Genomic DNA, 15,514 nt, shown 5'->3' with positions numbered 1-15,514 from the left:
AAAGTATTATCTAGCACACCCATTTAGTACGGCTGCCCCATAGAAAAAGGCAAGGTACACGCCCGTTGCACAGACTCAGGATTACCTATCATCTCGTCGTAGGGCGATTCGTGTAACATTTGCGCGGCTAACACATTACAGCCATCAAACGCATCGCGGATAAACTGTGAGCTTTGAAAACGCTTAGGGCTCTGACCTTCATATACCAAACCTGTGTTGTCACCGACGGTAAGCTTAACGAGGTATACGTTCATCTCGTATGAACACACAGTTAGCATATCCACAGTGATAGATTTCGATTTAAGATCCTTAATCCAAAATTTAGTATGTTGCATAAATCTTGCTCTAGGCAAATCAATGAATGTAGGATTGATACGTCATCATTAGTGAATTGGTTCAGCCATAAGTTTTAGACTTGTAGCCCTCAATATGGGTTTTACTAAAAGGTAAGACACTCATGACGTTAGAGCTTGGCCTTGGGTTTTCAGACGATCCCACATGACACTTTAATTGAATATGTTTTGGGGCCTATGTTTTAGTGATGTCCATCAAATTTGCCCTGGTTAATTGCAAGTTAGGTACAAAAAGACAAACGATTTTGGCTACTGGGATATATTCCCAATGTTCTATTTCACTTTTACTTTTTCTATTGGAGTCATTTCCATTGATAAAGTGACCTAACAGCCAAATAATTAAAAGCCAGCAAGGGGAGCGGTACACGCAAACAGCACGTGCCCCATATTTGAAACGTTAGCAAGGTCCAAAATACAAAATCAAACCTCTGGGCTAATCCTCATAACCCCAAGGCGCAGGGGGAGGTGATACCGGCTTGGTTAAATCAAAATCCACTCTGAACTCTCTGCCTTCTCGTACTAGACGATATGAAAACTTATCTGGATAAATATAGATTTGCCAAGTGTTGGTGATAGATTGCGGCAGTCCTTGCTGAGCGAACAATTCTTTTGAGTATTGGTCAGCAGGGAAGGATTGGATTTGGTTGTAACCCGCGCCCAGTGTATGCCCACCATACATAGTCACAGGATCATCAGTCCCATCTTGATGTCGGTGATCATGTTTTAGACTTAAACCACTACCCGTTTTTTTAATTATCCAAGTACGGGACGCATTGTCTCCCACATAGAATGGGATCTGTAATTCAGCTTGGTCACACTTGCGCACAAACATCACTAATTTTGCATCGAATGCGGGGCTAGGCTGGTTATCAACCACAACTTTTCCCTCAAAGGCTTTGCCACAGTACTGTGCAATGTTAGAGAAAAAAGCATCATGGGTAGGTATAGACACCAACGGGGCTGGCTTGGCAAAGGCCGCACTGCTGCCAAGAATCAAAAAAATTAAGAGCCGGTTTTGTATATTCATTTTAGTATTCTTCTTATTGATGTTTTGACTATTAATAGGGTGTGCATATGCGCATAAACCCAACACGACATAATAATGGTTTCAATTATTAGCCTCTACCATTGGTACGGTTGTAGTAATAATGTCAGCCTTTTTACATAACAACAATGTGCCGTTAATCAATATGCTTACCCCTAATGTCCATTCAATCCATAGCGGTAACGTATAAATCATTAGCGATACCATAATGAGAGAGTATTTTATCCATTCTAAATAAATAGCCAGGGGGTTGTTTTCCAAAACCAAACCAGCAGAAATGCTGCCATAAAGTACAAACAGTACCACCAAAACTTGCTCTGTTAGAGTAAAAGCTGAAACGTTCATTATTAGTAACAAACCAACAAAGACCAACAATGAATACTGTATCAGGCTATACCATTTGTTGATTAGCGACAGCGGAACATCAAATTTCCTAAATTGTGTAAGATCAACCTTACTCAAAGGATAATTTTGTTCTACATCTGCGGGTCGCCAACCTGTGCGTTTGAACCAAATAAGTAGCTTGTCTTGCCAACGTTTTGCATGCCAACAGTCTTTACCTAATTGCGCATAAACATGTACATTGGCCCAAAGCGGATTCCAGCTTTTTAATGCTTTTCGGATACCATAAATGGGCTTTTCTGCTTCTAATTCTTCTTGGAAAGAACCAAACAGCCGATCCCAAATAATAAACACACCACCATAATTTCGATCTATATAGATTTGATTTTGCGCATGATGTACCCGGTGATTTGAAGGCGTCACAAACACCCATTCATACCAGCCCAACTTAGGAATATGCCGAGTGTGTACCCAAAATTGATAGATGAGATTTAACGAGCCTACAGTAATTAATACCAGGGGTTCAAAACCCAATATCGCCATGGGTAAGTAAAAAATCCAACTGAAAAAGCTACTGCCACTTTGTCGTAATGCTGTCGTTAAATTATATTCTTCACTTGAATGGTGTACCACATGAGCAGCCCATAAGATGTTCATCTCGTGGCCCAAGCGGTGATTCCAGTAGTAGCAAAAATCATAAAGCACAAACGCAGTCACCCACATCCACCAACTCGATTCCATTTGAAACAAGGCCAGATGCTCATAAGCCACAATGTAAATAGTCAGAGGGAATAACTGCTTAACAATGCCAGTCATTCTGCTCAACACACCAGCAGTTAAGCTATTAATACTGTCGTTAACACGATAATAGTCAGTCCCTTTATTTTTTTCTAAGAATAACTCGATAAAAATTAATAGGAAAAAAATCGGCACTGCATATAAAATAAGATTCATACTGATCCAACTCGTCTTAAAGAAGGTAAGTCACATGGTTAGTCTAATTGCCTCTTAATGGTCAGTCCAGATAAGAATACAATTACAGTATTTTCAATCTACACATATCATTTAGATGGAATTTTAAGTAGGCTAAATTGTCTTGTTAATTACAGAAGTACGCATAACGGGGAAATCATGAGTGAAGAATCGAAAAAATCGTTAGTACCACATTTCACTATAGGTGCAATTGTATTGGCTATTGTTTTGGCAGTTGTACTTTGGCCCCGCGAACCTGAGCCTGAACCTGTCATAGTAGCACCTGTTCCTCCTGCTATCGAGCCGACAGTCGAACCTATTATTGAAGAACCGCCGACTATTCTTATTCCTGAACCAGTAGCAGAAAAACCTGAACCCGAAATTATCCCCGAACCGCTGCCATTAGATGTAAGTGATGGCACAGTAAAAACTAAATTATTAGCGTTATCGGACTACGATGAATTCGCACGTTTACTGATTAATGAAGCACTACTAGAGCGCTTTGTAATCATGACCAATACCTTAGCTGAGGAGAATTTAGCGGATAACAATAGAGTATTAGTTCAGCCAGAACAGCTATTTCGCACCTACAGACAAGCCGATAAAGAATGGATAGATCCTGCTAGTTATAAACGTTATGCCCCTTACGTAGATATATTTGAGTCCCTTGAAATAGAATCATTATTGCAGCTATATCAAGAATACAAACCCGCTATTGAAAAAATATATTCTGAAATAGGTAATCCATCTGACAGTTTTGACGAGAAACTTGAAGAAGCAATTGATGTATTGCTAGATACCCCTGAAGTGCCTTTCCCTGTTGAAGTATTTACCGATAGCGTCATGTATAAGTTTGCAGATAGGCAACTTGAGTCTTTACCCGCTCCACAAAAACAATTGTTACGCACAGGGCCTGAAAACATGCGCCGTATCAAAGCTAAATTACGTGAGATAAAAGAAACACTGTAATGACAACCTTCGACTTAGGTGCATTTCAAAAACAAATCAGTTCACAAAACGCGGCATTGCCGCCAGTTGATAAGTGGGATCCTGAATTTTGTGGTGACATAGATATACAAATAAAACATGACGGAAGCTGGTTTTACATGGGCACACCTATTGGCCGTAAACCCTTAGTTAAGCTTTTTTCCAGTGTTTTAAAACGTGAAGACGATCATTACTTCTTAGTCACACCTGTCGAAAAGGTAGGCATTCAAGTAGAAGACGTACCTTTTATCATTACGCAATGGCAGAAACAAGGTAGTAAGTTGGCACTTACAACCAATACAGGCCAAGATTTAATTGTTAGTTCAGAAAATCCCATACAAATATTTGCAGACAAAAAAACAGGTGCATTGCTACCTTACGCTTTAGTTCGCAGAAACTTATGGGCACGTTTACATCAAAATGTATTTTACCAACTCGCAGAGTTAGCAGTAGATCATGGAGAAGAGCAAGAGTTAGAGGGTAAGCGCCATCTCATGCTTGAAAGTGGTGACTACCGCTTTAGCCTTGGCGAGTTATAACAGGACGTTTTAATATGAAAAACAGTATCTTAAAATCCACCTTAGTTTTGGCAACATTAGCCCAACCTTTTATCGCTAGTACCGTCATAGCCGCCACCGTAGTACCGGTCACAATTATCCATGCAGGTAGTCTAATCGATGGCACCTCAGATAAAGTGATACAAAACGCGACGGTAATTATCACCGATAATAAAATAACAGCTATAAACAAAGGATTTACTGAGGGCAGTAGCGAAGATACCGTCATTGATTTATCAGACTATACCTTGATGCCAGGATTTATGGATATGCATACCCATATATCTAGCCAACATAACGGCCCAGCAAGCTACATGGAAGGCTTTACTCTGAACGAAGCAGACTATGCCATTAAAGGCGTGATGTACGCTGAAAAAACCTTGATGGCAGGTTTTACAACAGTTCGAAATTTAGGTGATAGTCACAACGAAACAGTTGCTCTGAGAAACGCGATCAATAATGGCATGGTAAAAGGTCCACGGATTTACACCGCCGCAAAATCAATAGCCACAACCGGCGGCCACGCCGACCCAACCAATGGTCGCAGTAAATTAATTATGGGCGATCCTGGGCCTATCGACGGCGTAATAAATGGCGTAGCCGAAGCGCGCAAGGCAGTTCGCCAACGTTATAAAGATGGAGCAGACCTAATTAAAATCACAGCTACGGGCGGCGTTTTAAGTGTGGCTAAAAGTGGTCAAAATCCACAGTTTATGGATGATGAATTAAATGCCATTGTTGAAACGGCAAAAGATTATGCTATGACAGTCGCAGTGCATGCTCACGGCAAAGAAGGCATGTTGCGCGCGATTAAAGCAGGTGTGACATCTATTGAACACGGCACCTATATGGATGAAGAGGTGTTTAAACAAATGAAAAAATATGGCACGTATTATGTGCCAACCATTATGGCCGGTAACTGGGTGGCAGAGAAAGCCAAGATTGATGGCTTTTTTCCAGAACTTGTTAGACCTAAAGCAGCCGCTATTGGGCCACTTATTCAACAGACTTTTGCCAAGGCCTATAAAGCAGGTATCAAAATTGCCTTTGGTACCGACTCTGGCGTTTCGGCTCACGGTGACAATGCCTTAGAGTTTGTATTAATGGTTGAAGCTGGCATGAAGCCCATTGAAGCAATACGCAGTGCCACTCAAAGTGCAGCAGACTTGCTCAAGATAAGCGACACAGTTGGTACCATAGAAGTAGGTAAACTGGCGGATTTAGTTGCGGTAAAAGGTGATCCTTTAAAGCAAATATCACTATTAAAAGAGGTTCAATTTGTGATGAAAGACGGTGTAATTTACAAACATCAGTAGGGTGAAACTAAAACCTTATTACAACGGTCTTTTATCGAGTTAAAACAAGTGACTTTCACAATTTTAAAACTATAAGTGGAGATATATACCTGTGAAAAAATTTCTATCCCTATTGCTACTAGCTGCGAGTGTCAACTCAATAGCGGCAGATAGCTTTGATGCTACAGCAGAAAAAATCAAATCGGCGCTAAACGCTGAAATCAGAACCGAAGCTGAAACCGACCGAGACAGAAACCGTAAAGCACTACAAACATTGGAGTTTTTTGATTTACGGGACGATATGAAAATTATCGAGCTTATTCCTGGCGGCGGCTGGTATACCAAAATCTTAGCACCCGTAGTCAGTGATAAAGGTGAATATTATGCTGCTATTGGTACAGGGCGTATTGAAACATTAATTAAAGAGTCTGGTTTCGAAAAAATAAAAATCGTTGCACAAGACGCTAAACTTTATCGTAAAGATGGTGAGCGCTTTTATTCTTTAGAAGCAGATTCTCTTGGAGTAAAAGATCTTGATATGGTGTTGACGTTTCGTAACTACCATAACTTTGGTGAAGAAGGCCGCCGCAATATGAATAAGTTAGCTTTTGAAGCGCTGAAGCCAGGTGGTGTTTATGCCGTAGTAGATCACACAGCCCGCCATATGGAAGAGCAAACTCCAGCTAACCGTCGCCGTATTGATCCGGTACTTGCGATCAAAGAAATCCAAGAAGCAGGCTTTGAATTTGTTGATTATACCGACCTACATTACCGTGCTGATGACGAATTACGTTACGAAGTAGGGGTTAAATCTGTCTCAGGTAATACAGATCGCTGGACCATGAAGTTCCGCAAACCCAATTAAACAATTCGAAATAGATTAAGTTCAAAGGTCGCTAAGTCAGCGACCTTTTTTGATCACATATTGATAAGGCGATTTGACGCTCTGAAAATCCAGCAACTCATGCTCCATAAATCGGCAAAAGCTGGGGATATCGCGAGTAGTCGAGTGATCGTCGGCGGTCACGGCCAAAGTTTCGCCGATTTGCATCTCACGAATTTTTAAGCGCACCATCATCACTGGCTCTGGACATCGCAAACCTAAAGCATCTAATTGATAGTCAGCAGATTCGTATGGTGATAAATCTTTCACGTGCTAACTAGATCCCGTAATCCAAACGATATTGTTTGATATTAGCTAAGTGCTCAGCCATGTCTGCTTTGTCACTCAAATAATCAACCAAATCAGCCAAACTAACAATAGAAACCACTTTAGTATCAAAATCACGCTCAACTTCTTGAATGGCCGACAGCTCACCTTGACCTTTTTCTTGCCTATCTAGAGCAATCAACACACCTGCGAGTTGAGCATTATTCGCTGCAATCAACTGCATAGACTCACGAATAGCCGTACCGGCGGTGATCACGTCATCCACCAGCATAATTTTACCTGCAAGAGGACTACCGACTAGATTGCCACCTTCGCCATGGGCTTTCACTTCTTTGCGGTTAAAACAATAAGGCTTATCTACGTTATGTTTATCTGCTAACGCCACAGCAGTGGTAGTGGCGATAGGAATGCCTTTGTACGCAGGGCCAAATAATACATCATAATCAATACCTGATGTTTGCAACGTTTGCGCGTAAAACTGTCCAAGTTTGGCCAAGTCGCCACCCGTATTGAATAAACCCGCGTTAAAAAAATAGGGGCTAATTCGACCTGATTTAAGGGTAAACTGACCAAATTTCAATACATTGCGAGCTAAGGCAAACTCAATAAAATTGCGTTGATAATCTTGCATTTTAACGTCCTAGTTCAAAGCCAATTTTTGCTCGTCGAACAATTCACGAATACCATTTTTCGCCAATTCCAACATTTCATTTAGCTCGTTAAAATCAAAAGGTTCGCCCTCAGCAGTACCTTGCACTTCGATAAATTTACCGGTATCTGTCATCACTACGTTCATGTCAGTTTCAGCATCAGAATCTTCAAGATATTCTAAATCGGCAATAGCGATACCTTTATAAACACCGACAGACAAAGCGGCAATCATATGTTTGATTGGATTTGTTTTGAGAATGCCTTTAGCACGCATCCAACTAAGTGCATCGGCCAAAGCCACGCAAGCACCCGTAATCGAAGCGGTACGTGTACCACCATCAGCTTGGATAACATCGCAATCCACTATAATAGTGTTTTCACCCAATAATTTTAAATCAACCGCTGCGCGCAATGAACGTGCGATTAAACGTTGAATTTCAAGAGTACGTCCACCTTGTTTACCACGAGCAGCTTCACGATCAGAACGAGTATGCGTGGCCCTTGGCAACATACTGTATTCTGCCGTCACCCAGCCTTTACCCTGGCCTTTCATAAAACGTGGCACACCTTCGGTTACTGAGGCATTACACAACACTTTAGTGTTACCAAACTCAATCAATACTGAGCCTTCTGCATGGCAGGTAAAATTGCGGGTAATAGTAACGGGGCGAATTTGACTGGCGGTTCTTCCACTTGGACGCATGATGCTCTCCTAAATAATAGTGAGCAGAATTATAAAGGCTTCCGTGCAAATTATCTTAAGTTTTAAGCAATTAATTGCCATAGGTCCTCGCCCCAAGACACAACAGAGGTATAATGCAGGCAACTAAGACATAGGAAGAATTCAATGATTTACAGTATGACTGCTTTTGCCCGCCGCGAACTTAAAGCCGATTGGGGCAAAGCCGTGTGGGAAGTGCGCTCCGTTAACCAACGATTTCTTGAAACCTATTTCCGTCTACCTGAACAATTTAAAAGCATGGAGCCCGTGTTACGTGAACGTTTTCGCAAACAATTACAACGAGGTAAAGTGGAATGTTCATTACGCTTTGTAGCGAACGATGCGGCAGTAGGCAACCTCAACCTAAACGAAAGTTTAGCCAAACAAGTGATGAAGGCTGCGGACTGGGTGCAATCACATGGCCAATCTGCCGGTGTTAACCCTCTTGATGTATTACGCTGGCCTGGTGTGATTTCTGCCGAAGAAACTGACATGGATGGTATTCAAGCCGATGTACTGGCTGAATTTGACTTAACACTGACAGATTTTGTTGCCTCACGCGCCACCGAAGGCAGCAACCTCAAAGCGATGATAGAACAACGTTTAGATGGCATTAGCGGCGAAGTTGAAAAAGTCACAGCCCACATGCCAGACGTGATCAAATGGCAACGTGAAAAAATCCTAGGGCGTTTCGAAGAAGCCAAAATTGAGCTAGACCCCGCCCGCGTAGAACAAGAAATGGTGATGCTGGCACAAAAAGTAGACGTAGCCGAAGAGCTAGACCGCTTGTTATCTCACATTAGTGAAACCCAAAAAATCCTCAAAAAAGGCGGCGCAGTCGGTCGCAGACTTGATTTTATGATGCAAGAATTTAATCGCGAGTCGAATACCCTAGGCTCCAAATCTATCAACACCGATATCACACAATCTGCAGTGGAATTGAAAGTCTTGATTGAACAGATGCGTGAGCAGATCGCGAATATAGAGTAGAAAACCAAGCTGCTTTTTCAAAATATAGGATAAGGGGGCGAATTCAATCTAGCCTTGGAACAAAATACTTTTATCTTGATTCAAGCCGACGCAATGGTGTGTTACTAAGGCTGTTTCTTGGTCTTTAACAGATGCAAGTTTATTGATAGGCGGCCCCACCAGAATATGCAATTGCTGATCGCTTCTTAATTTAGCTAAGTTTTCACTATGCACAGATATTTTATGGGATGTATACACCATGGGATTACGTTTAAAATCTATCCCGTTAGCCTTTGCCCCTTTCTAACAACGCACATGAAATAAATTGAAATCGTCGGTAGCGTTTCGAGCAACGTCTATATGAACTAAGTCTAAACTGAATTTTGATGCATCTTTGGTTCATGTAATTATCCAGATAGAGAATATGAATTCAGCAAGCATGAGAACTGATAGAAACGTTTTGCCCGTTTTGGTGCCAAAATGGTTATTGTCATCGTAAAACATAATTCAAAATTACAGACAACCTTGCCTTGACACAAAAGTAATTGGCACTTTTTTGTCAACTATTTTTACAAGTGCCAAATTGCATTTTTTTAAGCTTCATCTATCTTATTGAATTATATCATTAAAAGTTTGTTGGCTTAGTTTTTGTATATGTTCTAAAGTGCCTATACATAAATGCGTTATGCATATTACTTATATTAGCAAGCCCACCGCAATTTGTGTTGGGGTAATTTTAATGTATTACTGGTTGAGATGTACAGATGTCTTGTTTAACTCGAAAATTGCAGCAAAAACTAACCCGTTATGTCCAAAAAAACAGTTCTCGTTTTTCGACTAATGATCCTGAATGTATTCGTGAAGAATTGGTCCATAAAGGCATGTGCCCTTCTGATGTCACTACTGACCAACTGCGGATCATATTAAAAGAAGTGAAGAATAGTTAAAATGCGTTTCGAAACTTAAAGTTGCTTGATTTAGACGACGATTGATTCATTAAAGTACTTATTGAAATCGAGCTTTAAGTCGCTTGCGATCACAGCATCAACAATTTTTACGCCATTACTAGCCGCAGCTAAGTCCAATTCCTTGGGCTCCAAATAATGACCGCCTCGAACTGAATAAAACACTTTCACAACGGGTTTAGTGGCATGTACTGGGTTTTGCCTGAGCACCATGGCAATTTTTTGGTTGTTTAATTTGACTAAACTGCCCGCGGGGAAAATTCCGATACATTGCACAAATTGTGTTACTAACACTTCATCATACTTTTCAGGCGCATCTTGCAACAAAATTTGTAGTGCTTTCCTAGACGACCTCCCAACTTTGTAACATCTGTCGGCCGTTATCGCATCATAAGTATCAACTATTGCAATCATTCGACCAAAGTGAGTAATCTCATCACCTCGCAAACCTTCTGGATAACTATAACCATCGAGCCTCTCGTGATGTTGGCCTATTGTTTTAACAATTGAATTGGGAATCCCCATTTCAATGAGTACTTTGGTGCCGTAATACACGTGATCTTTCATAACCGTCATTTCTTGATCAGTCAAAAAACCAGGTTTATGCAATATTTCTTCAGGAATTTTAATTTTCCCTAAGTCATGAAGAAAACCTGACAGCGCCAATTCTTGTATTTGTTCTTCATCCAAGTCTATATAAGTACCAAAGTTGGCTAACAAAATAGCCACATTTAACGAATGTTCTAAAAGATAGGTGTCTTTTTCTCGTATTTTTGTCAGGCACATCAAGGCATTAGGATTGCGATCAATCGAGGATACAAGATTTTTGGTGAATGCTTCTGGGATGGTAATGTCGATGGGTAAATTTTTACTTATACTCTCTAACATTGTTTTTTGTAAGTGTTTACCTTTTAGGTGAAGTTTGCTCGCCACTCCAAGTTCTGCTTCAAAGGACACTTCTTCAGGTAGTTCAGGGATGAGGGCAGGTTCTTCTAGTTCAACAACGTCTGCCTTGATTTGTTTGCTCATATCAACCACAACAGCCAAAATCCCTTTCTGTTTTAATTGTTTTATAACGGCAAAAGAGGTGACCCTACCACGACTGGTGATCTTAAATTTGCCTTGTTGTTTTGCTATAGAGTCAACGAACATTCCTTCTTCAACGTCGTCTATATCAAAGGTTTTTAACACAGTTTATCTCGGTTAAGTCAAATCAAAAAAGGGAACATAAAAATATATGATTTACACTTTAAGGGCAACATTTACTATTTATTGATAAAGGCTAATACTCTAATTTCCACAGCATTTCTGCTAAATCAGGTTGCCATTGAAAAAGGCTAAGCTTGACTCTGTTGTTAAAAATAGCGACGTCTTCTTGTTGTAATAAACCTGTTTGTTTTTGTGATTGCTCAGAGCCTGTGGGGAAGGCAATTTGTCCATTAGAACGCAAAACTCTATGCCAAGGTACGTCCATATCTTTTGGCACGTAACCAAGTGACTTACCCACTAACCTTGCCCGACTTGGTAACCCAGCCAGATCCGCAATTTGGCCATAACTGGCCACTTTACCTAAAGGAATAAGCTGCACTGTGCGCCAAATTTTGGCGTATTGAGGGTGCCCACACATGGCAACAAATCAGCCTGTCACAACAAAAGCATATTGTGTTTGAATTTGCTCTAAATCCAGTAACTTGCCTTGTTGGTTAACATTTCGATAAAGTGCTAAGTCACTTGGCGAGGTATATCCAGCAACCTGTTCTATATCATTGAGCCTAGCTCCTTGACTAGCCAAATACGTTAAATAAGTATGCCTTAATACGTCGAGGGAAATCTGTTCAGGAAAGGCCATCTGAGCATCATGGCCTATATTGACCAACAGCTGTACAAAGTCTTCATGGCTTTGCATATTTGACCAAATTGTTTGTCCATCAGTTACCTTGTTGAATATGACTTGCAGAGCTTCAGCGAGTTCCTTTTGAATACTTATGCTGCGAGAAAATTGGTTGTCTATCTGTAAAAACAAATATTGTTGACTGAAATTCGCTTTCTCTATCACTAATAATTCATCAATATTGACACCACTTAATACTAAGCCTATTAATGCCTTGCCTTGGTTATTTGCAACAGAAAAAAGCAACTGGCATTCATCAATACTTAATAAACGTATAGCTTGGGGGACGGGTGGCAACTTAGCTGGTTCTGATGATAGGCGAGGATCGGGTGCTGGAAGTTGGCCATTTTGAGCATGGCCAATGTTTGAATAGTTATTGGCTCCGGCTTGCCCAGGTATCACAACAAAGTGAGTAGATGTAGCTGATACTTTCTGGTTGAAGATAAAACTAAACAACAACAAAGCTAATACGGCCACAATGACGGCCGCGATTAAACTGATAAGGCTATTAAGTGAGTAGTCGGGTCCAATTGCAAAATCAGGAATAAAGGCAGGCTCAAGCAAAGAAATCTTAGCATCGAAAGGTTTCGATACCTCTTGCGCTACTTGTTGATTTTTTAGAGTTTGGGCTTGAGTTTGCAGGGCCTTTAATTCGTCGTCTAGTCTTTTATATTGTTCAAGGTTTTGGCTAAATACTTGTGCTAGTTTGTTTTGCTCAATTAGCTGGGTATTCATCTGCTCCACTTTACTTTTAGCAGCACTGAGTTCGCGTTTTACATCGAGTAAATAGTCCGCTTGGCTAATCTGTATTTGTTCTTCAAGCAAAATATGAAGTTGCTGAGATTTTTGCTGTTGAGCCACAATAGCTGGGTCACGCTCCAAATAGGCTTGCGTATATTTTTCAGATAAAGCAGACAAATTGACATTAACCTCTTGCAGGCTAAGCTTTGTCGCATCAATTTGAGCCTTGTCCGCTGGTCTAATAATGACTTGTCCATTATTAATGGACTCAACCAAACTATCAAGCAACGCTTGTGTTTGTGCCTGTTCGGCCAACGCTTGGTCAAGGTTAGCACCCAAGTTTTTGGTCTGACTTAGGACTCGATTTTCATCTCTTTCTAGCGAGGTGATATTATTTTCACTGGCAAAAAATTTTAACTGTTGTTCTTGGTCATTGATTTTTAATTCCAGCAGCTGCAATTGCTGGTCTGCAACCAATAGATCATCAGTGTTGTTTATTTGCGTTTCAGACGCAAATAACTGCAGATACACTTTTATCCATGCATCTATTATTGGTTTAAGTATTTGTGGGTCGCTACCGTTGGCTTTTAGAGTAATAATACGCCCAGTTAAATTCACTTCTGCTGCCAGTGCATCAAAAAGTGTTTGTACGTTAATGATTAACATCTGACTTTGTTCAAGCTCTTCTGCAACAAGGCTAAGCACATTGTTGCTTTTCATCCTTTGCTGATGCAGGATAATTTGCCTTTGTGCTAATTCAGAAAACTCTTGTTCAGTCTGAGATGCATATGAAAAATGTAAGATAGCTTGGCTTTGATATATTGGCGATTGACTCCAAATCACAGCATTGGCAGTGATCAGGATCAACAAAAATGTGCCAATCAAAACTTGCCACTTAAGTTTTTGAAAGATTTTATGCTGGGAGTCTGATGGATCTATACCGGCATTGGAAAAGGGTTGGTTTGGCATATAATCAACGCTGTTATCAAATGACATGAATAACACCCAAGGTAAATAAATAACTAGCTAATTTAATTAAACAATTTCCGATGAGCATATACATCCATTTGGCTTTATATTTTTTATATTAGAGGCAGTCGGTTTGACTTTATCTATCAAATTTAACAAGCCTGATCACAAACACCAAGCATAAGTTATAGTAAGTTTAAAAACTTGAAAAATATGACAACGTTAAAAACGAATAAAAGACCAGTATGTGCAAAATGTGGCTACCCGCAAAGCACATGTGTCTGTGTTTGGGTAAATCCCATCACAACACCTTTCAACATCATTATTTTACAACATCCTAAAGAAGCAAAACACGCAAAAAATACCGTCAAGTTATTAACCCTGGGATTAAAAAACGTGACTGTTTTACAAGGTGAGAGACTCGATGACTGGGCAGAACTAGCCGAAAGGGTAGCTAACCAGCCCCAAAATTATTCCTTGATTTACCCTCATGAACACAGCACCTCCCTTGAATCTATTTCCTCACCACAACAAAAACAAAGCTATTTCCCAGTCAATCACAATATGCTATTCATTGATGCATCATGGCGCAAAGCCCTGAAAATTTGGCACCTTAATCCTTGGTTAAAACTATGCAATAACTGGCACTTTAGTCATCCACCTGAAAACCAATACCAGATTAGACATACAACTCGACAAGATAGTCTATCAACTCTGGAGTCGGTGGTATATGTACTTGAGCATACTCGCAAGATTAATTGTGTGGGGCTACGAACGTTGTTCTTAAAAATGCAGCAGAAGTGTTTCTTAGATCACCCCAAGGAATAAAATGACCTAACAACAGTCCTCGGTTTTTTGTTAATGGAGAAGCTTCGACAATTCAAGCTTATCTAGATGAAACATTAAATAGTGTGCCTGATGGTCAGTACCCTGATGGTCAGTACCCTGATGCTTCTCAGTGCAATTATGAATGCCTGTCGCCATAGGTGCTGTTAACTTTTACTGATATCCAAAATATAGCGTCTTTGGCGTACGGTTTTGCGGCGCAAGAGTCAATGCAGGAAACCGATATTATTATCTATCTCACTGGAGCAACTGGCTAGAGGTTTATCAGAAACAGTTTAAGCAACCACTTCCACAAAAAACGTTAGTCTTAGGGATAGATTTTGATCAGATTATCTTGTGTACCTCTGTTGGTGGGTTAGAACATATTTGCCCCCAACAGTTAGCCAACAACTCGGGATTAAAAACCTGTAGTGAAGAAATTAAAACCGTCGCCACTCAGGCTTTTCAAGTATGGGCGGATGTTGATTATTCGGGGCTAGGTTTTGGTCATATGCCAGAAAATGGTGAACAACCGATTTCAAGTGATTTTGTATTCAGCTGCTTTTTATTACGACTATCATGACCAACAAGAGTTTATGAATCAACCATTTATGGGGTAGAATTGGTTTTGAACGCGCTAGTGACATCAGCCTTAGCAACTAAATTTTCAATCGGATATCTACCCAAGGCAGATCTTGCATCTTTTGTCGATACGGAAGGAGTTGAAATACAAGATAACCGCTTACCTTTCACATCTAAGTGGAACATAGCAGCTCAGGCCAATTAAACTTTCACCTTGATGCCGATTATCAGTCAGAATTTTATTTTGATCAAGACCAAAGCCCCTTTGCTATTCAAAAGGGTTACATTCTTTGGAATACCCATATGGCTTGGGAAAGTGCTAATTGCACTTTGGGTGCTTGGGTTAAAAACCTAACAAATGAAGAGTATAGTCATCTGAAATTTGACTTAGTTAACCTATTTGGTATGTTGCAAGATTTTAAAGGTGAAGCAAGGCAAGTCGGCCTTGATGTTCGTTATGAGTTTTAGTTTAGTTAAT

At 40.4% G+C, this 15,514-nt stretch carries 18 protein-coding genes; 9 read left to right on the top strand and 9 right to left on the bottom strand.

Annotated features, from left to right (window positions below; all coding sequences use genetic code 11):
- Positions 1-23: 23 nt before the first annotated feature.
- The 3 genes from CXF95_RS14290 to CXF95_RS14280 form a co-directional block, all read right to left on the bottom strand.
- Positions 24-335 carry a DUF6482 family protein gene (locus CXF95_RS14290; RefSeq protein WP_101199339.1) on the bottom strand — a complete coding sequence of 104 codons (312 nt, stop codon included), beginning with the start codon at positions 333-335 and terminating at the stop codon, positions 24-26.
- A gap of 451 nt (positions 336-786) precedes the next feature.
- Positions 787-1,380 carry a hypothetical protein gene (locus CXF95_RS14285; protein ID WP_101199338.1) on the bottom strand — a complete coding sequence of 198 codons (594 nt, stop codon included), beginning with the start codon at positions 1,378-1,380 and terminating at the stop codon, positions 787-789.
- 81 nt (positions 1,381-1,461) lie between these two features.
- A complete protein-coding gene (locus CXF95_RS14280; RefSeq protein WP_101199337.1) occupies positions 1,462-2,694 on the bottom strand; it encodes a sterol desaturase family protein in 1,233 nt (410 codons plus the stop codon).
- A 177-nt stretch (positions 2,695-2,871) separates the two neighbouring features.
- Between CXF95_RS14280 and CXF95_RS14275 the strand changes: the two genes are divergently transcribed.
- From CXF95_RS14275 to CXF95_RS14260, 4 genes are all read left to right on the top strand, one after another.
- Positions 2,872-3,681 (top strand): DUF3014 domain-containing protein, encoded by an 810-nt coding sequence (locus CXF95_RS14275; protein ID WP_101199336.1) that lies wholly within the window; start codon positions 2,872-2,874, stop codon positions 3,679-3,681.
- Positions 3,681-4,238, top strand: a complete 558-nt coding sequence (locus tag CXF95_RS14270) for a DUF1285 domain-containing protein (protein ID WP_101199335.1) — start codon at positions 3,681-3,683, stop codon at positions 4,236-4,238. Before CXF95_RS14275 ends, CXF95_RS14270 begins: the two co-directional genes overlap by 1 nt.
- Before the next feature lie 14 nt (positions 4,239-4,252).
- Entirely contained in the window at positions 4,253-5,572 is a 1,320-nt protein-coding gene (locus CXF95_RS14265) for an amidohydrolase family protein (RefSeq protein WP_101199334.1), read from the top strand.
- A 91-nt stretch (positions 5,573-5,663) separates the two neighbouring features.
- Positions 5,664-6,416: a class I SAM-dependent methyltransferase gene (locus CXF95_RS14260; RefSeq protein ID WP_101199333.1), complete on the top strand. Its 753-nt coding sequence runs from the start codon at positions 5,664-5,666 to the stop codon at positions 6,414-6,416.
- Positions 6,417-6,452: 36 nt separating this feature from the next.
- On the opposite strand, the gene tusA is transcribed toward CXF95_RS14260, so the two are convergent.
- The 3 genes from tusA to rph are packed head-to-tail and all read right to left on the bottom strand — an operon-like array spanning position 6,453 to position 8,076.
- A complete protein-coding gene (tusA, locus tag CXF95_RS14255; RefSeq protein WP_101199332.1) occupies positions 6,453-6,704 on the bottom strand; it encodes a sulfurtransferase TusA in 252 nt (83 codons plus the stop codon).
- 7 nt (positions 6,705-6,711) lie between these two features.
- On the bottom strand, positions 6,712-7,353 hold the full coding sequence (gene pyrE / locus CXF95_RS14250) for an orotate phosphoribosyltransferase (RefSeq protein WP_101199331.1): 642 nt from the start codon (positions 7,351-7,353) through the stop codon (positions 6,712-6,714).
- Positions 7,354-7,362: 9 nt separating this feature from the next.
- The gene (gene rph, locus CXF95_RS14245; RefSeq protein WP_101199330.1) at positions 7,363-8,076 is read right to left on the bottom strand and encodes a ribonuclease PH; all 714 of its coding nucleotides are present in this window, start codon (positions 8,074-8,076) and stop codon (positions 7,363-7,365) included.
- Positions 8,077-8,220: 144 nt separating this feature from the next.
- Here rph and CXF95_RS14240 point away from each other — a divergent pair, with 144 nt between their 5' ends.
- Together CXF95_RS14240 and CXF95_RS14230 are read left to right on the top strand one after the other, a co-directional pair.
- Positions 8,221-9,084, top strand: coding sequence for a YicC/YloC family endoribonuclease (locus CXF95_RS14240; RefSeq protein WP_101199329.1), 864 nt, complete (start codon positions 8,221-8,223; stop codon positions 9,082-9,084).
- Between the two features lie 743 nt (positions 9,085-9,827).
- Positions 9,828-10,010 (top strand): hypothetical protein, encoded by a 183-nt coding sequence (locus CXF95_RS14230; protein WP_101199328.1) that lies wholly within the window; start codon positions 9,828-9,830, stop codon positions 10,008-10,010.
- Positions 10,011-10,040: 30 nt separating this feature from the next.
- Here the strand turns inward: CXF95_RS14230 and CXF95_RS14225 are convergent, their stop codons facing one another.
- The 3 genes from CXF95_RS14225 to CXF95_RS14215 form a co-directional block, all read right to left on the bottom strand.
- Positions 10,041-11,219, bottom strand: a complete 1,179-nt coding sequence (locus CXF95_RS14225) for an HD-GYP domain-containing protein (RefSeq protein WP_101199327.1) — start codon at positions 11,217-11,219, stop codon at positions 10,041-10,043.
- Positions 11,220-11,310: 91 nt separating this feature from the next.
- Positions 11,311-11,655 carry an MGMT family protein gene (locus CXF95_RS14220; protein ID WP_101199326.1) on the bottom strand — a complete coding sequence of 115 codons (345 nt, stop codon included), beginning with the start codon at positions 11,653-11,655 and terminating at the stop codon, positions 11,311-11,313.
- A 9-nt stretch (positions 11,656-11,664) separates the two neighbouring features.
- The gene (locus CXF95_RS14215; protein ID WP_101199325.1) at positions 11,665-13,656 is read right to left on the bottom strand and encodes a tyrosine-type recombinase/integrase; all 1,992 of its coding nucleotides are present in this window, start codon (positions 13,654-13,656) and stop codon (positions 11,665-11,667) included.
- A gap of 186 nt (positions 13,657-13,842) precedes the next feature.
- On the opposite strand from CXF95_RS14215, the gene CXF95_RS14210 reads away from it, so the two are divergent.
- From CXF95_RS14210 to CXF95_RS30680, 3 genes are all read left to right on the top strand, one after another.
- Entirely contained in the window at positions 13,843-14,457 is a 615-nt protein-coding gene (locus tag CXF95_RS14210; protein WP_101199324.1) for a tRNA-uridine aminocarboxypropyltransferase, read from the top strand.
- A gap of 352 nt (positions 14,458-14,809) precedes the next feature.
- Positions 14,810-15,037: a hypothetical protein gene (locus CXF95_RS29985; protein ID WP_101199323.1), complete on the top strand. Its 228-nt coding sequence runs from the start codon at positions 14,810-14,812 to the stop codon at positions 15,035-15,037.
- A gap of 176 nt (positions 15,038-15,213) precedes the next feature.
- Positions 15,214-15,504 (top strand): TonB-dependent receptor, encoded by a 291-nt coding sequence (locus tag CXF95_RS30680; RefSeq protein WP_232787857.1) that lies wholly within the window; start codon positions 15,214-15,216, stop codon positions 15,502-15,504.
- Positions 15,505-15,514: the final 10 nt, after the last annotated feature.

Source organism: Paraglaciecola sp. MB-3u-78, assembly GCF_002835935.1.
GTDB lineage: Bacteria > Pseudomonadota > Gammaproteobacteria > Enterobacterales > Alteromonadaceae > Paraglaciecola.
The sequence above is the reverse complement of the archived record's forward strand: the minus strand, read 5'-3'. Positions and strand labels throughout refer to the sequence as shown.